The following is a 23,740-nucleotide window of genomic DNA, read 5'->3' as shown; positions in this document are numbered from 1 at the left end:
TCTGGCCGCGCTTCGCCAGTTCTGCGGTGCTGGCGGCGGTGGGAACCCCGCCGGCGAGGCTGGGGGGGACGACGGTGGCGGCGAGGTCGGCCATCACATCACCTCGATGTCGGCTTGCAGGGCGCCGGCGGCCTTGATGGTTTGCAGGATGGAGATCATGTCGCGCGGGGTGACGCCCAGAGCGTTGAGACCTGCCACCAGGCTGGAGAGCGAGGCGCCGTTCTTGACGGTCAGGAACTGCTTGCCCTTCTCCTCCTCGACCGTGACGTCGGACTGCGGCACGACCGTGGTCTCGCCGCGGCTGAAGGGGGCCGGCTGGCTGACCGCCGGGCTCTCGCGCACCGTGATCGTCAGGTTGCCCTGGGCGATGGCGACGGTGGAGACGCGAACATTCTCGCCCATGACGATGACGCCCGCGATCTCATCGATCACCACCTTGGCTGGGCCGTCCGGCTCAACCGTCAGGTTCTCGACCTGAGAGATGAACGAGACCATGTCCTGGCCTCTGGGAGCGCTGATCGTGACGATGGTGGGGTTGTCGGCCCTGGCCGAGCCCGCATAGCGGCCGTTGATCACGCCGGCGATCTTGCCCGCCGTGCTGAAGTCGGGATTGCGCAGGGTCAAGCGCATCGACGTCATGTTGGCGAGCTGGAACCCGATCTCGCGCTCAACGATGGCGCCGGCGGCGATGCGCCCCGCGGTCGGCACGCCCTTGGACACCGAGGAACCCGAGGCGCCGCCCGCCGAGATCGAACCGGTCTGCACAGTACCCTGACCGACGGCGTAGGCCTGGCCGTCGGCGCCCAGCAGCGGGGTGACCAGCAGGGTGCCGCCCTGCAGGCTCTTGGCGTCGCCCATGGCCGAGACGGTGGCGTCGATGGGCGAGCCGGCGGCCACGAAGGCCGGGAGCCGGGCGGTGACCATGACGGCGGCCACGTTCTTGGTGTTGAGATTGGCGTCGCGGGTGTTGACTCCCAGTCGCTCCAGCATCGCCTCGAGGCTTTGCTTGGTGAAGGGGGCGTTGCGCAGGCTGTCGCCGGTGCCATTCAGGCCGACCACCAGGCCGTAGCCCACCAGCATGTTCTCCCGGACGCCCTCGAACTCCACGATGTCCTTGATCCGCGAGCCGGCGAGGGCGGGCCCCGCGGCGAGCGAGGCGGCCAGGATGACGGCGCTGAGGAAGCGGAACGATCGACGCATGGGATCTCGGCACAAAGCGGACTGTGAGCTCGCCCATCCCCATGCGAGGGCCGTGCCAGCGGAGATTCCCCGAAAAAGTCATTGAAATCAACAGCAGCGCCCCTTCTGCGGCGGGGCGTCGCACGGGCTGGCGGCAGAAATTGCCCGGCATTAACCATACCCTAAACATGCGAGGCGAGACTGACTCGCGAAACGTCGATAAAGGGCCTCCATGAAGGTCAGTGGCACGAGTGGCGTCAGTTCGTCGAAAGGCCCTGGCAAAGCGCGCCCGGCCGGTGGCGACGGCTTTCGCCTACCTGAGCCCGCAGCGGCCGCCGGACCCGCCCAGGTAGCGCGCGCCAGCGCCCTGAGCGGCGTCACCAGCGTCGATGCTCTGCTCGCCCTGCAGGACGTCGGCGGGCCGACGGAGCGCAAGCGCCGGGCCGTGGGCCGGGCAGGGCGGATCTTGGATATTCTGGACGAGGTCAAGCTGGGCGTGCTGTCCGGCGAGGTCTCGTCAGGCGACCTGGAGCGGTTGAGCGCGGCGGTCCGCGATCAACGCCTGGTTACCGACGACGAACGCCTGGAAGGCGTTCTCAACGAGATCGAGACGAGGGCGGCGGTCGAACTGGCCAAGCTCGAACGCGCGAATTCTGCGTCTTAAGCGCGCGTGACGAGCGAGGTTCGTTGAAAGCCGTTTTCGTTTTGGTATAAGCGCCCCGCGTGTTGTCGGGGTGATATCCCAGGGGGCGTGAGGCGTCTATGAGCACGGCGGTAATGTTGGCCGACAAGCCCGAGTATCGTCCTTCCGAGGACGAGGAGTTCATGAACGAGCGTCAGCTTGAGTATTTCAAGCAGAAGCTGTTGAATTGGAAGGACGATATCCTGCGGGAGTCCCGCGAGACGCTCGTCCATCTCCAGAGTGAAACCGAGAATCATCCGGACCTCGCGGACCGGGCGACCTCCGAGACCGACAGGGCTTTGGAGCTTCGCACCCGCGACCGCCAGCGCAAGTTGATCGCCAAGATCGACGAGGCCTTGCGGCGGATCGAGGACAATTCGTACGGGTATTGCGAAGACACTGGCGAGCCCATTGGGGTCGCCCGTCTGGAAGCCCGTCCGATCGCGACTCTCAGCCTCGAGGCGCAGGAACGCCACGAGCGCCGCGAGCGCGTTCATCGCGACGACTGACGATCTTCCCTCCCCGGAGGGGAGGGATTCGTCTCGTTCGCCGCCGCCGCCGCCGCCTCAGAGCGTTGCGGCTAGCGCCGCCAATTGGTCGGCGCAGATGCCCCAACCTTCGTGGAAACCCATCTGCTCGTGGGTCTCGCGGTCGGCGACCGTCCAGTGGCGGGCCGTGGCGGTGTAGCGAGTCTTGCCGTCGCCAAGGTCCTCGAAGGTGATGGTCGCGACCATGAACGGCTTTTCCGAAGGGACCCAGGCCTCGATGAAGGCGTCGGTGAAGACGAGCTTCTCGTTGGGCACGACCTCGAGATAGACGCCAGGGTTGGGATAGTCGTTGCCGTCCGGATCGCGCATGACGATCAGGCTGGCGCCGCCGGCGCGCAGATCGGTCTCCACCACGGGGACGGTGAAGGGCTTTGGGGCGAACCACTGCTTCATCAGTTCGGGGGTGGTCCAGCAGCGGAACAGAGCCTCGGGCGAGGCGTCGATGATGCGGGTCAGCACCAACTCGCGGCTTTCATCGGCGGCTGTGGCCTGCGCGGTCATTTGGGTTTCTCCGTCATTTTCGAGTTACGCCCTAAGGACGCGGGCGCGGGTGGCCATCCGACAGCGATCCCGAGTATCTTCGCGGCTGAGCCTCGCCGGTCCGGGAGGCCGTGAGCGGCCGAGCGTCATGGCCAGTAGCGATCCGGCGACTGCGACGCTAAATGTCTGGCATGTCCACTCGCCTTGTCATCGCCGCCGTCCAAGCCAATCCCACCGTTGGCGCCATAGCTCACAACGAGGCCCTGGCGCGGGAGCGCCTGTCGCAGGCCCGCGAGGCCGGGGCGGACATAGCGCTCTTCTCCGAACTGTTTCTCAACGGCTATCCGCCCGAGGATCTAGCGCTCAAGCCCGCCTTCTGGGCTGCCGGAAAGGCCGCGGTGGAACGGCTCGCGCTCGAAACCAAGGATGGTCCCGCCGCCCTGATCGGCGTCATCTGGCCCGGCAAGGACCCGGCCTCTCGGCCTCGCAACGCGCTGGCCTTCCTGGCGGAGGGCGAGATCAAGGGCGTGGCCTTCAAGTGCGACCTGCCCAACTACGGCGTCTTCGACGAAAAGCGGGTGTTCGACCCCGGTGAACGTCCGGAGGTCTTCGAATGGAATGGCATGAAGATCGGCGTCCCGATCTGCGAGGACATCTGGAAGCCGGATGTCTGCGCCGACCTGAAGGCCCGCGGGGCCGAGATCCTGCTGGTCCCCAACGGCTCGCCCTATCGCCGCATGGCCGATGAGGAGCGGATGGACGTCGCCAAGGCACGCGTCGCCGAGACTGGCCTGCCGTTGGTCTATGTCAACGAGGTGGGAGGCCAGGACGAGCTGGTCTTCGACGGCGGCTCGTTCGCGCTCTCGGCGCAAGGCGCGGTGGTCATGCGTCTCCCGATGTTCGAGGAGGCCCTGGAGCTATCGACCTGGGAACGTGGTGAGGCTGGCTGGGCCTGCATCGAAGCTCCGTCGCGTGACTGGGTGACGGGCTCGGAAGAGATCTATCGCGCCATGGTCATGGGCCTTCGAGATTACGTCAGGAAGTCGGGCTTTCAAGGTGTTTTGCTTGGACTTTCCGGCGGCGTCGATTCGGCGATCAGCGCCATTGTCGCGGCCGACGCCCTGGGCGCCGAGAACGTCCGCTGCTTCATGCTGCCGTCGAAGTACACCAGCCAGGAGAGCCTGGATGACGCGGCGGATTGCGCGAAACGGATCGGTTGCCGTCTCGACGAAATCTCCATCGCGCCGGCCGTCGACGCCTTCGCCCAGATGCTGACCCCGCACTTCGGCAACCGCGCCCCCGACCTGACGGAAGAGAACATCCAGGCTCGGGCGCGGGGCCTGTCGCTGATGGCGTTGTCCAACAAGCTAGGTCTGATGCTGCTCACCACCGGCAACAAGAGCGAGATGGCGGTGGGCTACGCCACCCTCTACGGCGACATGTGCGGCGGCTACAACGTGCTGAAGGACCTCTACAAGACCGACGTCTACGCCGTCTGCGAATGGCGTAACGCCAACGATCCCTACAGGGTGGCGGTCGATCCGATCCCGGAGCGCATCCTGACCAAGGCGCCATCGGCCGAGTTGCGGCCAGATCAGAAGGACCAGGACAGCCTGCCGGAATACGCCGAGCTGGACGCGATCCTGCATGGACTGGTGGAGGAGGAGGCGACCCTCGATGAGATCGTCGCCCGCGGCTATGCGCCGGCCACCGTCGAGCGCATCCAGCGGCTGCTCTACAACTCCGAATACAAGCGCCGGCAGGCCGCGCCGGGGGTGAAGCTGGGCGCGCGGGCCTTCGGCCGCGACCGTCGCTACCCGATCGTCAACGGCTTTCGCGACCAGGTCTCCAAGGCATGACCGGCGCGCCGGTCATCGAGACGGATCGCCTGATCCTGCGCGGCCATGTGAAGGCCGACCTGGACGAGTGTTTCGCCATGTGGGGCGACCCCGACGTGACGCGGTTCATCGGGGGCAAGCCAGCCACCATCGACGAGGTCTGGTCGCGCCTGCTGCGCTATATCGGCCACTGGGACCAGATGGGCTACGGCTTTTGGACGGTCAGGGAAAGGGCCGGCGGCCGGTTCGTGGGCGAGGTCGGCTTCGCCGACTTCAAGCGCCAGATGTCGCCGTCTTTCGGCGATTCCCCGGAAATGGGGTGGGTGCTGTCGCCCGCGACCCAAGGCAAGGGCTATGCGACTGAGGCGGTGCGCGCCGCGCTCGCCTGGGCCGACCAGGGGCTCGCCAGCCGCCGCATCGTCTGCATGATCAGTCCTGAGAACGCGCCTTCGCTGGGCGTGGCGGCAAAGGTCGGATTCCGTGAGTTCGCCAGGACCACCTACCACGACGAGGTGGTCCTGCTTGAACGCGAGCGCCCGCGCCCCTGAGGAGGCGCGGGCGGCCCGGACTAGAAGCGGTAGGCGGCGGTGACGCGGACGCTATGATACTTCAGTTCGTCCTCGCTGCGCCGGAAGTCGGTGCCCGCCGGGTTGACCAGCAGGAACGGATTGGTCGCGACGGCCGGCCCCTGCGAACGGACCCGGAAATCGTCGTCGTCCAGGTTGGTGTAGATGTACTCCAGGCCCACGGTGACCTCGGGCGCGATCTTGCGCTCATAGCCGCCGCCTAGCTGGTAGCCGGAGGCCTTCTCGTCCCCGCGCGACACGAAGGTGTTGGCGGTGTTGGTCGTGTTGAATCCATGGTCCACATCACCCTTGGCGTAGCCGCCGGTGGCGTAGAGCAGGTTGTTGCCGAACGCGTAGCCGCCGCGCAGGCGCAGGGCCGCGACACCCTTCAGCTTGCGGGTCATGGTGTATTGAGCCGGCGTGGTTGAAAAAGCCGCGACGCTGTCTTTCACCGTGGTCCGCGAGACCTCGACGACCGGACCCACGACGAAGCTGCCGAACTGCCAGTCGTAGCCGAGGCGCGCGCCGAATTCGAAGCCGTCATCGTCCTCGTTGCAGCCTGAGCCGGGCACGGAGCTGGTCGCCTGACCGCCGCAGAACCCCGGGGAGAAGGCGTTGGCGCCGGCCGCGGTGTTGACGTTTTCGCTGAACGTCCCATCGAGATTGGTGTCGAAGAGAACGCTCTCGTTGTCGTCAGTGTCGCCCGAGGTGTAGCCGGCGTGGGCGCCGACATAGAAGCCGGTCCAGTCGGCCTCCTGCGCGTGGGCGCTTCCGGCGAAAAGGAGGGTGATAGCGGCCGCGCCGCGAATGAAGGTCTGCATCGTGATCCCGTCGGTTGCTTCAAATGCGACTGATCGGAGCCATCGACCTGTCGACTGGGCTACGGGGAGGACCGTGCCCGGGATGCACCTGAGCGACGGGTTTTGTGTCTCAGGTCATCCCTGCGGTGGTGGGTGAGGTTGCCGCGCCACAGTCCGCCACGCCCTTGAGGGCCGGGATCACAGCCTCGATCCTGTCCACGGACGTCCAGCTTTCCATGAACGACGCGGGCGTCAGGCGCTGGTCGACCGTATGCTGGAAAAGTTGAAACAGCGGCTCCCAGAAGCCGTCCGGATTGTAGAACACCACCGGCTTGGCGTGCAGGTCTAGGCGTCGCCAGGAGAGCAGTTCGACCACTTCCTCTAGCGTGCCGATGCCGCCGGGAAGCACCACGAAGGCGTCCGAACGCTCGAACATGATCTGCTTGCGCTCGTGCATCGAGCTGACGACGATGGTCTCCACCACGTCCAGCCGCCGCTCGCGCTCCTTCAGGAAGTGGGGGATGACCCCCAGCACTCGACCGCCGGCCTCGTGGGCGGCCACCGCGCAGGCGCCCATCAGGCCGACGCCACCACCGCCATAGATCAGCAGCAGGTTCGTCGCCGCCAGGTCACGGCCAAGGGTCGCGGCGTCGGTCAGCAGGCCGGGATCGGCGGCGTCGGATGAGCCGCAGAACACGCAGACCGATTCCAGTTGGGCGGGCGTTTGCCCCATGCGCGCGAGCTCCAGGAGAATATTCCGTTCCCAGCGCGCTTGCGGAAGCACCTGGAAGGTTCAATTAGCTATGATTGGGGTTAAGGAGTTTCAAGCAAGTCGTGTCGCGCGCGCCCTTTCTGATTGTCGCCGCCCTGATGGCGCCCCTCGCGGCGTGCGGCGAGGGGACGGCCCCGGTGATCGTGCCGGGCGCCTCGCCCCAGGCGCCTGTCGAGGCCGCGGGTCTGCGCCTCTCGGGATCGGCGCCTCCCAACGCGCGGATTCGGCTGGCGACGCCTGCCGGAGAAACCGCCTTCGCCGACGCCGACGCCAAGGGCCTCTGGACCCTGAAGCTGGCCGGATCCACCGCGGCGCGGATCTACGGTCTCTCGGCGGTCAGCGGCGCGCGCACGGCCCAGGGCGAGGGCTATGTCCTGATCACACCGCAGGGCGAGCCGGTGCTGCTGCGGGCCGGCGCCGGCGCCCTGCGCATCGGCGCGCGAGGCCCCAACGGGCTGGACGCGGTAGACTTCGACCGCGAAGGTGGGGCCGTCGTGTCCGGCCGAGCACCAGCCGGCGCGGCGCTCAGCGTCCACATTGACGGCCGTCAGACCGCTGACGGCCGCGCCGACTCCAGCGGGCGCTACGCCATCGCCCTGACCCAGCCGATCCCGCCGGGCGCGCATCAGATCGACGTGTTCGGCGACGCCACCGAGAACGCGGTGACCATCGACTCCGCCGCGGCGCCGCCGATGGCCGACGGGCCGTTTCGCGCGGTCCAGGTGGCCTCCGGCCTGCGCATCGACTGGATGACGCCCGGCGGCGGCGCCCAGTCCACCCTTCTGCTGAAATGAGCGCGACGCCTTGACCTTCGCACACCCTGGCCACGCGCGGCCGTTCTCGACGCCTGGCGCGATTTCCCCGGCCTCGGTGAAGTTCGACTTCTGGCGGTCCATGGCCGAACTCGGCCGACTGGTCATGCGCTCCGGCGCGCCGGGTCTTAGATGGCGGGTCTCGGCCTCGTTGGCCCTGGTGTTCGTGGGCAAGCTCGCGGGCGTCGGCGCGCCCGTGGCGCTCGGGGAGGCGATCAACACCCTGGCCCCGGGCAAGGGCGAGGCGGTGGCCGGTGCGGGAATAGGCTTCGCCGCCTTCGCCCTGGCCTTCGTCGGTCTGCGCTTCCTCGCCGCCTGCGCGCCCTATCTCCGCGATATGATTTTCACCGTGGTCTCGCAGTCGACCATGGCCAAGGCCGCCACCGAGACCTTCGCCCACGCGCTCGCCCTGTCGCTGGATTTCCACCAGGGCAAGCAAACCGGCAGCATGGCGCGCATCATCGATCGCGGCGCGCGTTCGACCGACTTCCTGATGCGCAGCGTGGTGTTCAACCTGGGTCCCACCGCCATCGAGCTGGTCCTGGCGATGATCGTCATGGCCACGCGACTTGATTGGCGTTTCGCGCTCACGGCCTTCGGCACGATCGTTATCTACACGATCCTGACCTTTAAGATCACCGACTGGCGGCTGGCCCATCGCCGCGAGCTGAACGAGGCCGACAGCCGCACCGCCGGCCTCTCGGTCGACGCCCTGATGAACTACGAGACGGTAAAGACCTTCGGCTCGGAGGGCCGCACCGTCAGCCGCTACGAGGCGGCCATGGGCGACTATGTGCGCGCCGGGGTGAAGGCCAACACCTCGCTGTCGATGCTGAACGCCATCCAGTCGGTTGTTCTGAACCTGGGCCTGGCCCTGATGACCGTCATGGCCGGCTACGAGGTGCTGCAGGGCCGCATGCGGATCGGCGACGTCACCATGGCCATCCTGCTGCTGATCGGCATCTACGGTCCGCTGAACATGCTGGGCTTCAACTACCGCGAGATCCGCCAGGCCTTCATCGACATGGAGCAGATGGTGGCGCTCACCGCGCTTCAGCCCGACATCGTCGACGCGCCCGATGCGCGGGACCTGCCGCCGGCCACCGGTCAAGGGGCGGAGATCGTGTTCAAGGACGTGGAATATCGCCACGACGCCCGGTCCACGGGCTTGATCGGCGTCGACTTCCGCGCCGCGCCGGGGACCACAGTGGCCCTGGTCGGCCCTTCCGGAGCGGGCAAGACCACGGCGGTCCGCCTGGCCCTGCGGCTGATCGATCCGCAGAGCGGAGCGATCACCATTGACGGCGTCGACCTGCGCCAGGTCCGGCAGTCGGCGCTCCGGGGCGCCGTGGCCCTGGTGCCGCAGGACGTGGCGCTGTTCAACGACACCATCGCGGTCAACATCGCCTTCGCTCGCCCCGACGCCTCCATGGAACAAGTACGCGCCGCGGCCCAGGCCGCTGAACTGGGCGCCTTTATCGATGGCCTGCCGAACGGCATGGCGACCTTGGTCGGCGAGCGAGGTCTGAAGCTCTCCGGCGGCGAGCGTCAGCGGGTGGGCATTGCCCGGGCCTTGCTGGCCAATCCGCGCTTCCTGGTCCTGGACGAGGCCACCAGCGCCCTCGACGGCCCCACGGAGGAGGCGATCCAGGCGACCCTGCGCAAGGTGAGGGCCGGACGCACGACCCTGGTCATCGCCCACCGGCTCTCCACCGTCGTCGACGCCGACCTGATCCTGGTCCTGCGCCGTGGCCGCATCGTCGAACAGGGGCGCCATGCCGAGCTTCTGGAGAACGCCGGCGAGTACGCGGCCCTATGGCGCCGCCAGACGCGGGAAGTCTAAGGGGCTTCGTTTCCCTCCCCACAACGGGGGAGGGAAAGGCCAGCCTACTCCGCGGCCTTGGGAAGGTCGCCGTCGCCGAACACCACCGCACGCTCGCGCGCCGGCTTCTGGGTCGGCTTGGCGAACCGGCCGCCGGTCTTGCCCCAGAACCAGGCGAAGCGGCGGGAGGCCACCTTCGGCGCGGCGAGCAGCACCGGCGTTAGGATCAGGGTGAGCAGGGTGGCGAAGGAGAGGCCCCAGACCACGGCGCCGGAAAGCTGGACCCACCACTCTGAGCCGGGCGCCTTGTACTCCATGTGGAAGCCATGGAAGTTCGGGTGCACCTGGAACATCAGCGGCAGCAGCCCGACCACGGTCACCAAGGTGGTGAGCATGACCGGACGGAACCGCTGGGTGGCCGAGCGAACGGCGGCCTCGTCCGCCGGGAAACCCTGGCGGCGGAGCTGATAATAGGTGTCCACCAGCACGATGTTGTGGCCCACCACGACGCCGGCCAGGGCCACCACCCCGGTCCCCAGCATGATCACTGAGATGTAATCGAAGGTGTGGCCGATGTTGACCACCACACCCAGCAGCACGCCGACCGTGGACAGCGCCACCGCCGACAGGGTCACCAGCACGCCATAGAAGGAGTTGAACTGCCACAGCAGGATCACCCCCATCAGGAACAGCGACACGGCCATGGCGGTCATGAAGAACACTGCGGCCTCGCGGCCCTCTTCATCGGCGCCGGTGAACTTCCAGCGGACGGACGGGTCGATATTGGCCTTCTCCAGCCAGGGGCGCAGTTCCTCGATCTTCTGGTTGGCGGCCACGCCTTCGATCGTGTTGGCCTGGACTACCACCAGCCGCTGGCCGTCCCGCCGTTGGATCGTGGTCACCTGCTGGGCCGGCAGCTGCTTGATGAAGTAGCTGGCCGGCACCGGACCTGTGGCCGTCGGGATCTTCAGGGTGTCGAAGGCCGCCACGTTGCGGGCTTCCGGCGGGAAGCGCACGCGGATGTCGAGCTCGTCGTCGGCGTCGTCGGGGCGGAAGCGGCCCACCAGCACGCCGCCGGTCACGAACTGGATCGCCTGGCCGACCGACAGCACGTCGACGCCGTAGCGACCGGCCGCTTCGCGGTCGACCGCCAGGTTCCACTCGATGCCGGGCGAGGTGCGGTTGTCTTCCAGCTCATAGAGCTGGGGATCGGTGGCCAACTTGGCCTTGATCATGTCAGCGGCGACGCCGAGGGCCACGGGGTCCTGGCCGCGCAGTTCGACCTGCACGTCCTTGCCGGTGGGCGGACCGCCCTGGGGCTCGCGCACCTCGACCTCGATGCCGGGGATATTGGTGACGCGCTTGCGGACTTCGTTGGCGATGTCCTTGCCGACCAGGCCGAGCGCCTGGCGCTCTTCGTACTCGGAGAAGTCGAGGTTCAGGCGCCCGATCGTGTCGTTGGGCGGGGAGTTGGGGCCGCCGCCCGAGCTGCCCGAGCCGGTGCGGGTGAAGATCGAACTCACGCCCTTGATGCCGGCCAGGCGGGCCTCGACCTGCTTGACCAGGATGTCCTGAGCCTGGGGCGAGAGATTGCCCCGCGCCTTGACGTAGACGTTCACGAATTCCGGGTCCTGCTGCAGGAAGAACTCCGAGGGCTTCTTGGCCGCCCCGAACGCCATGACGATGACGACGATGATGGCCAGGGTCGCCAGGCAGGTGCGGCCTGGGTGACGACCCAGGACGTCGATCATTCGGGCATAGGCGCCCATGAAACCCTTCATCTCGCGCGGGTCGCCCCGTTCGGACTTCTCGATCTCGGCCAGATGCTCAGCGTCCACGGCGGCCTTGCGTCCGAAGATCGAGCCCAGGGCCGGGGTGAAGATCAGGGCGATGAAGATCGAGGCGCCCAGCACGTAGAACAGGGTCATGGGCAGGAAGCTCATGAACTTGCCGGGGATCGAGTTCCAGAACAGGAAGGGCAGGAAGGCGCAGAGCGTGGTCAGGGTGCCGTTCAGCACGGGCCAGAACATGCGCTTGGCGGCGGCGGCGAAGGCCTCCTCCTTGGGCATGCCCTCGGCCATCTTCCGGTCGGCGTATTCCACCACCACGATGCCGCCGTCGACCAGGATCCCGACCGCCAGCACCAGGCCGAACATCACCATCTGGTTCAAAGTGACGCCCATGGCGTTGAGCATCAGGAAGGCCAGCAGGAAGCAGGCCGGGATCGCCGCGCCCACCATCAGGCCCTGGCGGATGCCAAGGGTCGTCACGATGATCAGCATGACCAGGATCGTGGCGGTCAGCAGGCCGCTTTCCAGCACCACCAGGGTGCGGCCGATAAAGTCGCTTTCGTCGAAAATGTAGCTGGCCTTCACGGTTTCAGGCCAACGCTTCTGCTCCTCGGCGACGACCTTTCGGACCTCTTTCACGGTGTCGAGGATGTTGGCCCCCGACCGCTTGGCCACGTCCACCGAGAAGGCGGGCTGGCCGTTGAAGCGGGTGATGAGGGTCGCTTCCTTGAAGGTCCGGCGCACGTCGCCGATGTCGCCGACCGTGATCAAGCGGTCGCCGTTCTTCTTGATCGGCAGGGCGAGGATGTCCTCGGGCTTCTCGACCACGCCGGGCACCTTCACCGCGAACTTGCCGGTGGTGGACTCCAGGTTGCCGGCGGGGACGAGCTGGTTGTTGCGGCCGATCACCTGGGCGAGCTCGCCGGTGCTGACGTTGGCCGCTTCCATCCGCGCGGGATCGATGGTGACCTCGAGGAACTCCTCGCGGCCGCCGTTCAGATAGACTTCCAGCACGCCCGGCGCGCTTTCCAGGCGGTCCTGCAGCGCGCGCGCGATCTGGAACAGGGTCCGCTCGGGCGCGCCGCCCGACAGCACGATCCCGATGATCGGTTCGCCGGTGAAGTTGGCTTCCTCGATGATCGGTTCTTCGGCGTCAGGCGGGAACTCGCCCCGGGCCAGGTCGACCTTGGCGCGGACTTCGCCCAGGGCCTTGTCCTTGTCGAAGTCGGCCTCGAACTCCAGGTTCACGATCGCCATGCTCTGGCGGGCGACCGCGTTCATCTCCTTGATGCCTTCGATGCTCTGCAGCTCGGTTTCGAGCGGGCGCACCAGCAGGCGTTCGGCGTCCTCCGGGCTCACGCCCGGATAGGGCACGACCACCGAGATGAACGGGAAATCGATGTTGGGGTTGGATTCACGCGGCATCGCCAGATAGGCGAAGAAGCCGAAGATGCTGGCGATCAGGGTGACGGCCAGCACGACCTTGCGCCGTTTGATCGCGCCGTCGATCAGAGGTCCGATCATCTGCCCAACTCCTCCGGGACGCCGGCGCCTAGCGCGCGACGCCCACGCGAACCTTTTGACCCTCGGACACGTAAGACTGTCCGACGGTGATGATGCGGACGGGACCCTGCAGCCCCGTCACCCAGATGCCTTGCGGGGTCTCCTCCAGCACCGTGACGGGGGAGAAGGCCACGCGGCTGTCGGCCAGCACGTAGCGAACGCCCTGACGGCCCTTGGCGTCCAGCACCAGCGACGACAGGGGCACCAGGTGCGCCGGGCCCACGCCCGTCCCGATCCTGACCGAGGCCGAGAGGCCCGAGCGGATCAGGTTGGGATTGTTGGCGCTGACCTCGACCCGATAGGTGCGGGTCATGGCGTCGGCCTCGCGGGCGGCGTAGCGAATGCGACCTGACAGGGTCTCGCCCGAGGTGAGCTGAGCCGTGGCGTTCGCGCCGACGCGAACCTTCGAGGCGTCGGTCTCGGGCAGGTCGCCGACGATCAGCAGCGGGTTGAGCTCGATCATCGTGCCGCACGACTGGCCGGGCGCCAGGTAGGTCCCGACCTCGGCTTCGCGCTTGTCGAACACGCCGTTGAAGGGCGCGCGGATGTTCATCTGCTCAACGCCGATCTCGGCCTGCCGCGCGACGGCGGCGGCGGCGTCGAGATTGGCCTGATCCTGCAAGACCTGGGTCTGCGAGCGGTAGCCTTTGGCGGCCAGGTCGGCCGAGGCCTTCTGTTGCAACTGGCGCGAGCGCAGGCTGGCCCGCGCCTGGTCCAGCGTCGCCTGGCGGGCGTCGACGTTCAGGCGGCAGAGCACCGCGCCCTTACGCACGTAAGAACCTTCGATGGCCGGCGCCGAAGCGACCACGCCGGCGCTTTCGGACTTCACCACCACGCTACGGGCCGATTCGGTCCGCCCGCGGATCGTCACGGCGTAGGCCTTGGCGACCTCGGGGGTCAGCACCGCCTGGACGGTCGGATCGGCCGCCTTGGAGGCCGGCGCCGTCTTGGCCTCGGCCTTCCCGGACTTGCTGGCGTTGAGGATCGTTCCCACGGCGAAGGCCAGCAGAAGTACCCCGATCAGAATCAGGGCGAAAAGATACTGTGGTTTCAAGCGCATCCAGCCGTTCCCCGAGCGCAGCAGCAGTTTCGCGACCGTCCCAATCCGATCGCACGCCCCAGCTCACCAATTAGGTTGCGTCGCCTTGTTATTCCACCGTTCTGCGAGCGCAAATGAAATCGCGGACAGGTGAGTGGTTGGCCGCATATTGTACCCTTGGCGCCATAGGTTCGCAGCACAGCCTTGCGCAGTCCTTAACCTCGCGGCACACGTCGCGCCCAATCTCTGGGGAGCTCATGTCGTGAAATATTTGCACACCATGGTCCGCGTGGCCGATCTCAACGCCTCGCTCGAATTCTACTGCGACAAGCTGGGGTTGATGGAGGTCTCCCGGGTGGAAAATCCCGGCGGACGGTTCACCCTGGTCTTCCTCTGCGCACCGGGAGACGAGGCCGCCGCCGCCGAGCGCAAGGCGCCGACCGTCGAGCTGACCTTCAACTGGGATCCCGAAGACTATGGCGGCGGACGCAACTTCGGACACCTGGCCTATGCGGTCGACGACATCTACGCGACCTGCCAACGCCTCGCCGACGGCGGGGTGACGATCAATCGGCCGCCGCGCGATGGACGCATGGCGTTCGTGCGCTCGCCGGACGGCATCTCGATCGAGCTGCTGCAGGCCGGGCCCGCCAAGCCTCCCGCCGAGCCCTGGGCCTCCATGGCTAACGTAGGCGTCTGGTGAGCGGGCGGCTCGAGGGCCGCTGCGCCCTGATCACCGGCGCGGCGGGCGGCATCGGCCTGGGCTGCGCCGAGGCGTTCGCCAAGGAGGGCTGCGACATGGTCCTCCTGGATATCGACGGCCCGCGCGTCGCGGCCGCGGCGGCGGACCTCGCCAAGCGGTCCGGGCGCAAGGTTCACGCCCTGGCCTGCGACGTGGCCGACGCTGACGCCGCCCGCGCCGCGGTGATCAAGGCCGCGGCCCTGCTGGGCAGCATCGACATCCTGGTCAACAACGCCGGCGTGCTGGCGCCGGGCGACATTCTCGACGCCGACCTCGCCGACTTCGACCGGGTGATGGCGATCAACCTGCGCGCGCCGTTCGTGGTCGGCCAGACCGTGGCGCGCCATATGGTCGACGCCAAGATCAAGGGCGCGATCATCAACATGTCCTCGATCAACGCGATCCTCGCGATCCCGAACCAGATCGCCTACGTGACCAGCAAGGGCGGGATGGGCCAGCTGACTAAGGCCATGGCGCTCGGCCTCGCGCCCTACGGCATCCGGGTGAACGCCATCGGCCCCGGCACCATCGTCACCGACCTCCTTAAGGGGGTGATGGAGAACGACGACGCGCGTCGCCGGGTCCTTCAGCGCACGCCCATGAGGCGTTTCGGAGAGGCCGAGGAGATCGGCCGGGTGGCCGTGTTCCTGGCCAGCGAGGACGCCTCCTACATGACCGGCCAGACCATCTATCCCGACGGCGGCCGGCTGGCCCTGAACTACACCGTGCCCCTCGACTAGGGCTGGGGCGGCAGGCCCTCGAGGAAGGTCCGCACATCGGCGGCGGACCGGCTGGCGATCTGTTCCATCGGCACATGGCCGACCTTCGGATAGGTCACGAGCTTCGCCCCGGGGATGGCGCCGGCCAGGGCGCGGCCGTCGGCGACCGGGATCACCTTGTCGTCGTCGCCGTGGATCACCAGGGTCGGCGTCGCGATCCGTCCGAAGACCGCGGGCGTCACCGGTTCGCGCGGTTCGCTTCGGGGCGCCAGGAGCAGGGCGCGCCGTCCCGGCGCGCGGGCGAAGTCCACATATCGGTCCACCAAGGCCTCGGTCACCAGGCTCTCGTCGAGATAGGCGTCCTTCAGGCCGGGCTCGGCCACCGGGCGCGGATTGACGTTGCGCAACACCGCTCGACCGACGGGATTGCCCATCATCTTGAACGCGAGGGGACGCGACTCGGCGGCCTCGGCTCGCGGCCAACCCGCCGAATTGACCAGCACCAGGCCGCGCAGGCGGTCGGGATGTGCCAGGGCGTAGTTCCAGGCCACGCCGCCGCCCATCGAATTGCCCATCAGCACGAAGGGCGGCAGCCGCAGCTCCCGCGCCACGCCCTGGACGACGGCCACATTGCCGTCCGTGGATAGCCCGTAGCCGTCCGGAACGCGGGTAAGGCCATGTCCAGGCAGATCCAGCGATACCACGCGATAGTCGCTCCCGAGCTCGCCGACCCAGGGCTCCCAGGTGTGGAGCGACGCCGAGAAGCCGTGCAGCAGGACCAGGGTCGGACCGTCGGCCTTGCCCTGGTCGCGATAGTGGACGCGCACGCCGCTGGGCAGGGTTAGGTAGCGGGAGGCCGGGTTGGCGTACTTGGCCTCCAGGTCCGCATAGGGAATGTCCGCCGCGCAGCCCGCCAGCAGCACGGCCGCCGCCAGCATGATCCCCAGACGCCCCAGCATGGCAAACCTCCGCCCTCAACGAGGACGGAGGCTCGAACCTGTTGGCGGGTGAGGTCAACCGTGTCCCTGCGTCACCCCATGGCGAAGGCGGCGATATCGGCGTTCAGGCGCGGGACATGGGTGACGAACAACCCGTGTGGCGCGCCCTCATAGACCACCAGCCGCGAACCCGGCGTAGCCGCCGCGGCCGGCTTGCCGCTGATCGGCAGGGGCGCAGAGGCGTCCTTGTCGCCGTGGATGTAGAGGCTCGGAACGGAGAGCTTGGCCAGCTCGGCGCGGAAGTCCGATCCGGTCATCGCCTTGTTCAGCGCGATGGCCGCCTGGAGGGAGGCGCTCAGCATCAGGTCCTTGATCCAGGTCCGCATCAGCGGCGAGGTCGCGGGGACGACGAACGGTTCGGAATTGTCGTCGATCCACTTGGGGAAGTCGGTGGCGAACTGCTGGCGCATCTGGTCGAAGTAGGCTGGCGGCACGCCGGTTGGATTGTCGGACGTCTGCGACAGGCAGGGCAGGGTGGTGGCCAGGAACAGGATCTTCTTCACCCGGCCGCTCTTGCCGTGGCGCGTCATGTAGCGAACGGCCTCGCCGCCGGCCATCGAGTGGGCGACCAGGGTCACCCCGCGCAGGTCCAGCGCGTCCAGCACCGAGGCGAGATCGTCGGCCAAGGTGTCATAGTCGTAGCCGCCGCCGGGATCACCTGACCGGCCATGACCGCGGCGGTCATAGGCCACGCAGCGGAAGCCGGCCTCGCTGAGCGACGCCATCTGGTAGGCCCAGGCCTCCGAGGTGAGCGTCCATCCGGCCAGGAAGACGATGGGCTGGCCGCTTCCCCAGTCACGGACGAAGAGCGAGGTTCCGTCCTTGGCGAACACAGGGCCAGGCTTCCGCGCCTTGGCCGGCGCCGCGGCGTGCGCGCCGTCCGTCATCGAAAGGGCTGCTCCGGCCAGGGCGCCGCCCATCAGAATCTGCCGTCTGTGCATCTTGCTCTCTCCCCATGGCCCGACCGTTCGGACGCTGGGAGAAATGCACCCGCGAGATCAGGCTCGCGATTACCTGGCAGGTAGGGTCAGTCGATCTCGGCGAGGATCAGCCGCACGGCGGCGGTGAAGGTGACTTCGACGCCCAGGGGGATGAGCAAGGCGTCCTCACAAGCGAGGCTGGCCTCGCCGCCGGGCCAGCTGGCGTCGGCGGCTTCCAGGGCGAAGGCGAGGGTGAACGCCGCCCCGCCGGCCAGCGTGTCGCCGCCATCCAGCGATCGGCGGCGGACCTGCGCGCGCCGCGCGCCGCGCCGGACCATGACATTGAGATCGCGGATCGGCCCCGCCTTCAGACTGGCCTCGCATCGTGCGTCGCCGGGGAAGGCGAAGGGTGGCCCGGCGGCGTCCAGCACCACCGCCGCGCGGCCGTCGATGCTGAGCGTCAGGCCAGCGCCCTCGATGACCGTGAGCACGCGATCCACGCCCGGGAAGTTCGAGAACGGTCCGCCCTGCGCCACCTCGGCGACGCTGACGCGCCAATCGAAGCCGGCCATGTCCGCGCCCGGCGGCGACACGATCAGTTCCCGCGTGACCCCGCCGCCGTTCTTCCAGGGGACGGCGATCCGGTCGGCGGCGCGCAGGACCTGGACGGTCACTAGAGGATGCCCGGCAGGTCCAGGCCCTTCTCGCGGGCGACGGTCAGCGCGATGTCATAGCCAGCGTCGGCGTGGCGCATCACGCCGCTGGCCGGGTCGTTCCACAGCACCCGCTCCAGACGCTTGGCGGCGGCGGGCGTGCCGTCGGCGACGATCACCATGCCGGCGTGCTGCGAGAAGCCCATGCCCACCCCGCCGCCATGATGCAGCGACACCCAGGTGGCGCCGGAGGCGGTGTTCAGCAGCGCGTTCAGCAACGGCCAGTCGGAGACCGCGTCTGAGCCGTCGCGCATGGCCTCGGTCTCGCGGTTTGGGGAGGCGACGGAGCCGGAGTCCAGGTGGTCGCGGCCGATCACCACCGGCGCCTTCAGCTCACCGCTGGCGACCATCTCGTTGAAGGCCAGGCCCAGTCGATGCCGGTCGCCCAGACCCACCCAGCAGATGCGGGCGGGAAGGCCCTGGAACTTGATCCGCTTGGCGGCCATGTCGAGCCAGTTGTGCAGGTGGGGATTGTCGGGGATCAGCTCCTTCACCTTGGCGTCGGTCTTGTAGATGTCCTCCGGGTCGCCCGAGAGCGCCGCCCAGCGGAACGGGCCGATCCCGCGGCAGAACAGCGGGCGGATGTAGGCCGGCACGAAGCCGGGGAACTCGAAGGCGTTGGTCACGCCCTCTTCCTTGGCCATCTGGCGGATGTTGTTGCCGTAGTCGACGGTCGGGACCCCAGCCGCTTGGAAGTCGAGCATGGCCTGGACGTGGACCGCCATCGACGCCCGCGCGGCCTCCTCCACCTGCTTGGGGTCTTGCGCGCGCATCGCGGCCCAGCGCTCCAGGCTCCAGCCGGCCGGCAGGTAGCCGTTGATCGGGTCGTGGGCCGAGGTCTGGTCGGTCAGCAGGTCGGGGCGGATCCCGCGCTCGAACATGAGCGGCAGCAGTTCGGCGGCGTTGCCGAGCAAGCCCACCGAGATCGGCGCCTTGTCGCGGCAGGACTGCTCGATCCAGGTCAGGGCCTCGTCGAGATCCTCGGTGGAGCGGTCGAGATAGCCGGTGCGCAGTCGCATGGCGATGCTGGCGGGGTTGCACTCGATCGCCAGGCACGAGGCGCCGGCCATCACCGCGGCCAGCGGCTGGGCGCCGCCCATGCCCCCCAGGCCCCCGGTCAGCAACCACTTGCCGGAGAGGTCGCCGCCGTGGTGCTGGCGGCCCATCTCCACGAAGGTCTCATAGGTGCCCTGCACGATCCCTTGGGCGCCGATATAGATCCAGGAGCCGGCGGTCATCTGGCCGTACATGGCCAGGCCCTTGCGATCGAGCTCGTTGAAGTGCTCCCAGGTCGCCCAACGCGGCACCAGGTTGGAATTGGCGATCAGGACGCGCGGCGCGTCGGCATGGGTCTTGAACACCCCCACCGGCTTGCCCGACTGCACCAGCAGGGTCTCGTCGTCGTCCAGCCGGCGCAGGGTCTCGACGATTTTGTCGAAACTCTCCCAGTCCCGGGCGGCGCGGCCGATGCCGCCATAGACCACCAGTTCCTCCGGACGCTCGGCCACGTCCGGATGCAGGTTGTTCATCAGCATTCGTAGGGGGGCTTCGGTCTGCCAGCTCTTGGCGGTGAGGTGCGTTCCCGTGGCGGGGCGGATGACGCGGGTAGGGTCGAGACGGGTCATGGCGGGCTCAAGGTTTTGCGAAGGCCAGGCAGGCCTTCAGGACATCGGTGAGGGCCGCGCGCATGGGCGCGGCTTGGGCGTCGGAGTAGGGCGCCGGCCAGCTTGCCGGCGTCGGCGGGGTCGCGGGGTCGTCCATGTAGCCCCGGCAGGCCAGTTCCATCTGCAGGGCGTGGATGCCAGTCTGGGGCTGGCCGTAGTGGCGAGTTGTCCAGCCGCCCTTGAAGCGGCCGTTGGTGACGCGGGAATAGCCGCTGGCGTCGCAGGCTGCCTCGACGGCGGCGGTCAGGGCGCCGTCGCAGCTGGCTCCGGAATTGGTGCCGAGATTGAAGTTCGGCAACTCGCCCTCGAACAGCCGTGGGACCAGCGATCTGATGGAATGGGCTTCGTACAGGACGACCCGGCCGTGGTCGGTGCGCAGGCGGGCGAGTTCGGCCTGCAGTGCGGCGTGGTATGGCTCGAAATAGGTCGCGCGCCGTCGCGCGACCTCCGCCTCGTCGGGGCCGTCGCCGGCATAGAGCGGCTCGCCGTCGAAGGTGGTGGTCGGGCAAAGCTCGGTGGTCGCCTGGCCGGGATAGAGCGACACCCCCGACGGGTCGCGGTTCACGTCGATGACCGTGCGGCTGATCGCCGTGCGCACCGTGGTCGCGCCAAGCTCGCGGGCGAAGCCGTACAGGCGGTCGATCCACCAGTCGGCGTCCTTGCGCGCGAGCCAGGGCGAGGTCAGGCGTTTCTCGATCTCCAGCGGGATCAGGGTCCCGGTGTGCGGGAAGCTGATCACCAGCGGCGCGTCGCCGCGGTGGACCTCCAGCCACTCCATCACGACAGGCCCGGCAGGCTGACCTCGCCGGCCGCCGCGATCACCGCGCCGGAGCGCACGAGGGCGATGGCGGCCTCCAGGTCCGGATGGAAGTGGCGGTCGTCGGTGAGATGGGGGACCTCGGCGCGGAGCCGCGCGCGCGCGGCCTCCAGCGCCGGGCTCGAGGTCAGCGGCGCGTGGAAATCGCAGCCCTGCGCGGCGGCCAGCAGCTCTATGCCGATCACCGCCGTGGCGTTGTCGACCATGGCCAGGAGCCGGCGCGCGCCATGGGCGGCCATGGAGACGTGGTCCTCCTGGTTGGCCGAGGTCGGGATGGAGTCGACGCTGGCAGGATAGGCCTTCTGCTTGTTCTCCGAGACCAGGGCCGCGGCGGTGACCTGGGGGATCATGAACCCCGAATTGAGCCCAGGCTTCGGCGTCAGGAAGGCGGGCAGGCCCGAGAGCGCGGGGTCCACCAGCATGGCGATCCGCCGCTCGGCCAGCGAGCCGATCTCGCAGACGATCAGCGCGATCATGTCGGCGGCGAACGCCACCGGCTCGGCATGGAAGTTGCCCCCGGACAGGGCCTCATCGGTCTCCGCGAAGATCAGCGGGTTGTCGGTGACGCCGTTCGCCTCGGTCGCCAGGGTCGTCGCCGCCTGGCGCATCACGTCCAGGGCCGCGCCCATCACCTGTGGCTGGCAGCGCAGGCAATAGGGGTCCTGCACCCGTTCGTCGCCGTCCAGATGCGAGGCGCGGATCGCCGAGCCGGCCATCAGGGCGCGCAAGGCGTCGGCGGTCTCGATCTGGCCGGCGTGTCGGCGCAGTGTGTGGATGCGAGGGTCGAACGGGGTGTCCGAACCCTTGGCGGCCTCCGTGGACAGCGCGCCCGTAACCAGCGCCGAGCGGAACAACAACTCGGCGTCGAACAGGGCGGCCAGCGCATTGGCCGTCGAGAACTGCGTACCGTTCAGCAGGGCCAGGCCTTCCTTCGGTCCGAGCGTCAGCGGCGCAAGACCCGCCTGTTTCAACGCCTGGGCCGCGGGCAGACGCGCGCCCTCCAGGAACATCTCGCCGACCCCGATCATGGTGGCGGCCATGTGCGCCAGCGGCGCGAGGTCTCCCGACGCGCCGACCGAACCCTGGCTGGGAACGACCGGTGTCAGGCCCTTGGCCAGCATCGCTTCCAGCAGGTCGATCGTGGCGGGTTTCACCCCCGACGCGCCTTGGGCCAGGCTCGCCAGCTTCAGCGCCAGCATCAGGCGGATCACCGGCGTCGGCGAGGGCTCGCCGACGCCCGCGGCGTGCGACAGCACGATGTTGCGCTGCAGGGTCGCCAGATCGCCCGCCTCGATGCGCACGCTGGCGAGCTTTCCGAAGCCGGTGTTGATGCCATAGATCGGCTCGCCACGGGCCAGGATGCGCTCGACCGCCGCCGCGCTGGCCGCGATCCCAGGCGCCGAGGCCGGGTCGAGCGACGCGCCGGCGCCGCGATAGATCGCTCGCCATTCCGAGAGGCCGACCGCACCGGGCCGCATGACGACGTCGTTCATAGTCCGCTCCAGACGCGGGCATGGAGCGGGTTGAACCCCATGCGATAGACAAGTTCGGCCGGGCGCTCGATGTCCCAGATGGCCAGGTCGCAGCGTTTGCCCGCCTCCAGGGTCCCGGTCTGAGCCAGCATCCCCAGCGCTCGGGCCGCCTCCCGCGTCACCCCCGCCAGGCACTCGTCGACCGTCAACCGAAACAGGGTCGCGGCCATGTTCATCACCAGCAGGGGCGAGGTCAGCGGCGATGTGCCGGGATTGCAGTCGGTCGCCAGCGCCATTGGCACGCCGGCGGCGCGCAGGGCCGCGATCGGCGGCGGCTGGGTCTCGCGGACGAAGTAGTAGGCGCCGGGCAGGAGGGTGGCGACCACGCCCGCGCGCGCCATCGCCGCGATCCCGGCGGCGTCGAGATGCTCCAGGTGGTCGGCCGATAGCGCTCCGAATTCGGCCGCCAGCGCCGCGCCATTCAGGTTCGAGAGCTGCTCGGCGTGGAGCTTCACGGACAGGCCGTGCGCCTTGGCGGCTTCGAACACCCGGCGCGTCTGGGCCGGTGTGAAGCCGATGCCCTCGCAGAAGGCGTCGACCGCGTCGGCCAGGCCTTCGGCGGCCACGGCGGGGATCATGTCGCGGCAAACCAGATCGATATAGCCGTCCGCGTCGCCCGCGAACTCCGGCGGTAGGGCGTGGGCGCCCAGGAAGGTGGTCTTGATGGTCACCGGTCGCCGCGACCCCAGTTCGCGGGCGGCGCGCAGGGACTTCAGCTCGTGTTCCAACGACAGGCCGTAGCCGGACTTCACCTCCACCGTGGTCGCCCCCTCGGCGATCAGGGCGTCCAGGCGGGGCAGGGCGCCGGCGACCAGATCGCCTTCGCTGGCCGCTCGCGTCGCGGCCATGGTCGAGACGATGCCGCCGCCGGCTCGCGCGATCTCCTCGTAGGAGGCGCCGGCCAGTCGAAGCTCGAATTCGAGGGCCCGGTCACCGCCGAAGATGAGATGCGTGTGGGGGTCGATCAGGCCCGGGGTAATCCAGCGGCCTTGGCAGTCGACGGTCTCGGTGGCCTCGAACGCCGGCGCCTCGCTGGCCGACCCCGCATAGACGATCGCGCCGTGGCGGGCGGCGATGACGCCGTCGTCCACCTCGCCCAGTCCTGGCCGTCCGGTGGCCAGCGTGGCGAGGCGGGCGCGGGCCCAGACCCTGTCGCAGCGCATGGCCGCGTCCTTTCTTCGAAGATCGAATATGTATAGACATATGTCCGGGACAGGAGGCTTGTCCAGTGACCGATCCGACGACGACCCTGTGGTTTGAAAGCGCTCTCCTGGAGGCCGGCTGGGCCAACGATGTCCGCCTGACGCTGTCGGGCGGTCGGATCGTCGGCGTGGAGGCGGGCGTTTCACGGGCGGCGCATGAAGCGGCCAACGGCCCCGCGCTGCCAGGCCTGCCCAACCTGCACAGCCATGCTTTCCAGCGCGGCATGGCGGGGCTGGCCGAGGTTCGTGGGCCGTCGGGCGACAGCTTCTGGACCTGGCGCGAGGTCATGTACCGCTTCCTGGAGCGACTGGGTCCCGACGAGGTCGAGGCCATCGCCGCGCAGGCCTATGTGGAGATGCTCGAGGCCGGCTTCACACGGGTGGGCGAGTTCCACTATCTGCACCACGATCGCGACGGCTCGGCCTTCTCCGATCCCGCCGAAATGGCCGCACGGATCGCCTCGGCGGCGCGCGAGAGCGGCATCGGCCTGACCCTGCTGCCGGTGTTCTACGCCCATTCAGGTTTCGGGGGCGCGGCGCCC

General features: G+C 68.4%; 22 protein-coding genes. 9 read left to right on the top strand and 13 right to left on the bottom strand.

What is annotated here, in order from left to right:
- Positions 1-93: 93 nt before the first annotated feature.
- Positions 94-1,200 (bottom strand): flagellar basal body P-ring protein FlgI, encoded by a 1,107-nt coding sequence (locus RMO04_RS12105; RefSeq protein ID WP_309645036.1) that lies wholly within the window; start codon positions 1,198-1,200, stop codon positions 94-96.
- A 211-nt stretch (positions 1,201-1,411) separates the two neighbouring features.
- On the opposite strand from RMO04_RS12105, the gene RMO04_RS12100 reads away from it, so the two are divergent.
- Together RMO04_RS12100 and dksA are read left to right on the top strand one after the other, a co-directional pair.
- On the top strand, positions 1,412-1,843 hold the full coding sequence (locus RMO04_RS12100) for a flagellar assembly protein FliX (RefSeq protein ID WP_309645035.1): 432 nt from the start codon (positions 1,412-1,414) through the stop codon (positions 1,841-1,843).
- Between the two features lie 98 nt (positions 1,844-1,941).
- Positions 1,942-2,370, top strand: coding sequence for an RNA polymerase-binding protein DksA (gene dksA / locus RMO04_RS12095; RefSeq protein ID WP_309645034.1), 429 nt, complete (start codon positions 1,942-1,944; stop codon positions 2,368-2,370).
- A gap of 57 nt (positions 2,371-2,427) precedes the next feature.
- Here the strand turns inward: dksA and RMO04_RS12090 are convergent, their stop codons facing one another.
- Positions 2,428-2,910, bottom strand: a complete 483-nt coding sequence (locus RMO04_RS12090) for an SRPBCC family protein (protein WP_309645033.1) — start codon at positions 2,908-2,910, stop codon at positions 2,428-2,430.
- 170 nt (positions 2,911-3,080) lie between these two features.
- Between RMO04_RS12090 and RMO04_RS12085 the strand changes: the two genes are divergently transcribed.
- Together RMO04_RS12085 and RMO04_RS12080 are read left to right on the top strand one after the other, a co-directional pair.
- Positions 3,081-4,748: an NAD+ synthase gene (locus RMO04_RS12085; RefSeq protein WP_309645032.1), complete on the top strand. Its 1,668-nt coding sequence runs from the start codon at positions 3,081-3,083 to the stop codon at positions 4,746-4,748.
- Positions 4,745-5,275, top strand: a complete 531-nt coding sequence (locus RMO04_RS12080) for a GNAT family N-acetyltransferase (RefSeq protein WP_309645031.1) — start codon at positions 4,745-4,747, stop codon at positions 5,273-5,275. Before RMO04_RS12085 ends, RMO04_RS12080 begins: the two co-directional genes overlap by 4 nt.
- Before the next feature lie 20 nt (positions 5,276-5,295).
- Here RMO04_RS12080 and RMO04_RS12075 read toward each other — a convergent pair whose 3' ends face one another.
- Positions 5,296-6,114 carry an outer membrane beta-barrel protein gene (locus tag RMO04_RS12075; protein WP_309645030.1) on the bottom strand — a complete coding sequence of 273 codons (819 nt, stop codon included), beginning with the start codon at positions 6,112-6,114 and terminating at the stop codon, positions 5,296-5,298.
- Positions 6,115-6,223: 109 nt separating this feature from the next.
- Positions 6,224-6,826: a TIGR00730 family Rossman fold protein gene (locus tag RMO04_RS12070; RefSeq protein WP_309645029.1), complete on the bottom strand. Its 603-nt coding sequence runs from the start codon at positions 6,824-6,826 to the stop codon at positions 6,224-6,226.
- Between the two features lie 101 nt (positions 6,827-6,927).
- On the opposite strand from RMO04_RS12070, the gene RMO04_RS12065 reads away from it, so the two are divergent.
- Together RMO04_RS12065 and RMO04_RS12060 are read left to right on the top strand one after the other, a co-directional pair.
- Complete coding sequence (locus tag RMO04_RS12065; RefSeq protein WP_309645028.1) at positions 6,928-7,659, top strand: hypothetical protein; 732 nt, start codon at positions 6,928-6,930, stop codon at positions 7,657-7,659.
- Positions 7,660-7,759: 100 nt separating this feature from the next.
- Positions 7,760-9,520, top strand: a complete 1,761-nt coding sequence (locus RMO04_RS12060; protein ID WP_309645038.1) for an ABC transporter ATP-binding protein/permease — start codon at positions 7,760-7,762, stop codon at positions 9,518-9,520.
- A 44-nt stretch (positions 9,521-9,564) separates the two neighbouring features.
- On the opposite strand, the gene RMO04_RS12055 is transcribed toward RMO04_RS12060, so the two are convergent.
- Both RMO04_RS12055 and RMO04_RS12050 read right to left on the bottom strand, forming a co-directional pair.
- Positions 9,565-12,813 (bottom strand): efflux RND transporter permease subunit, encoded by a 3,249-nt coding sequence (locus tag RMO04_RS12055; protein WP_309645027.1) that lies wholly within the window; start codon positions 12,811-12,813, stop codon positions 9,565-9,567.
- A 28-nt stretch (positions 12,814-12,841) separates the two neighbouring features.
- Positions 12,842-13,912 carry an efflux RND transporter periplasmic adaptor subunit gene (locus tag RMO04_RS12050; RefSeq protein ID WP_309645026.1) on the bottom strand — a complete coding sequence of 357 codons (1,071 nt, stop codon included), beginning with the start codon at positions 13,910-13,912 and terminating at the stop codon, positions 12,842-12,844.
- Positions 13,913-14,153: 241 nt separating this feature from the next.
- Between RMO04_RS12050 and RMO04_RS12045 the strand changes: the two genes are divergently transcribed.
- Together RMO04_RS12045 and RMO04_RS12040 are read left to right on the top strand one after the other, a co-directional pair.
- The gene (locus tag RMO04_RS12045; protein ID WP_309645025.1) at positions 14,154-14,594 is read left to right on the top strand and encodes a VOC family protein; all 441 of its coding nucleotides are present in this window, start codon (positions 14,154-14,156) and stop codon (positions 14,592-14,594) included.
- Positions 14,591-15,373: an SDR family oxidoreductase gene (locus RMO04_RS12040; protein ID WP_309645024.1), complete on the top strand. Its 783-nt coding sequence runs from the start codon at positions 14,591-14,593 to the stop codon at positions 15,371-15,373. The genes RMO04_RS12045 and RMO04_RS12040 overlap by 4 nt, the downstream gene beginning before the upstream one ends.
- Here RMO04_RS12040 and RMO04_RS12035 read toward each other — a convergent pair.
- From RMO04_RS12035 to hutI, 7 genes are all read right to left on the bottom strand, one after another.
- On the bottom strand, positions 15,370-16,311 hold the full coding sequence (locus tag RMO04_RS12035; RefSeq protein WP_309645023.1) for an alpha/beta hydrolase: 942 nt from the start codon (positions 16,309-16,311) through the stop codon (positions 15,370-15,372). The genes RMO04_RS12040 and RMO04_RS12035 overlap by 4 nt on opposite strands.
- A 71-nt stretch (positions 16,312-16,382) precedes the next feature.
- Complete coding sequence (locus tag RMO04_RS12030) at positions 16,383-17,291, bottom strand: alpha/beta hydrolase (RefSeq protein ID WP_309645022.1); 909 nt, start codon at positions 17,289-17,291, stop codon at positions 16,383-16,385.
- An 86-nt stretch (positions 17,292-17,377) separates the two neighbouring features.
- Positions 17,378-17,944, bottom strand: a complete 567-nt coding sequence (locus RMO04_RS12025) for a HutD family protein (RefSeq protein WP_309645021.1) — start codon at positions 17,942-17,944, stop codon at positions 17,378-17,380.
- Complete coding sequence (hutU, locus tag RMO04_RS12020) at positions 17,944-19,608, bottom strand: urocanate hydratase (protein ID WP_309645020.1); 1,665 nt, start codon at positions 19,606-19,608, stop codon at positions 17,944-17,946. The genes RMO04_RS12025 and hutU overlap by 1 nt, the downstream gene beginning before the upstream one ends.
- A gap of 7 nt (positions 19,609-19,615) precedes the next feature.
- Positions 19,616-20,428, bottom strand: a complete 813-nt coding sequence (gene hutG / locus RMO04_RS12015) for an N-formylglutamate deformylase (protein WP_309645019.1) — start codon at positions 20,426-20,428, stop codon at positions 19,616-19,618.
- Positions 20,425-21,957: a histidine ammonia-lyase gene (hutH, locus tag RMO04_RS12010; RefSeq protein WP_405041492.1), complete on the bottom strand. Its 1,533-nt coding sequence runs from the start codon at positions 21,955-21,957 to the stop codon at positions 20,425-20,427. The genes hutG and hutH overlap by 4 nt, the downstream gene beginning before the upstream one ends.
- Positions 21,954-23,159 carry an imidazolonepropionase gene (gene hutI, locus RMO04_RS12005; RefSeq protein WP_309645018.1) on the bottom strand — a complete coding sequence of 402 codons (1,206 nt, stop codon included), beginning with the start codon at positions 23,157-23,159 and terminating at the stop codon, positions 21,954-21,956. The genes hutH and hutI overlap by 4 nt, the downstream gene beginning before the upstream one ends.
- A gap of 65 nt (positions 23,160-23,224) precedes the next feature.
- Here hutI and RMO04_RS12000 point away from each other — a divergent pair.
- The coding region (locus tag RMO04_RS12000; protein WP_309645017.1) for an amidohydrolase family protein at positions 23,225-23,740 on the top strand (516 nt) is incomplete at its 3' end.

The sequence above is a fragment of the Phenylobacterium sp. genome (genome assembly GCF_031412415.1).
In the GTDB taxonomy this organism is placed as follows: Bacteria; Pseudomonadota; Alphaproteobacteria; order Caulobacterales; family Caulobacteraceae; genus Phenylobacterium.
This window is presented reverse-complemented; position numbering and strand designations above follow the sequence as displayed.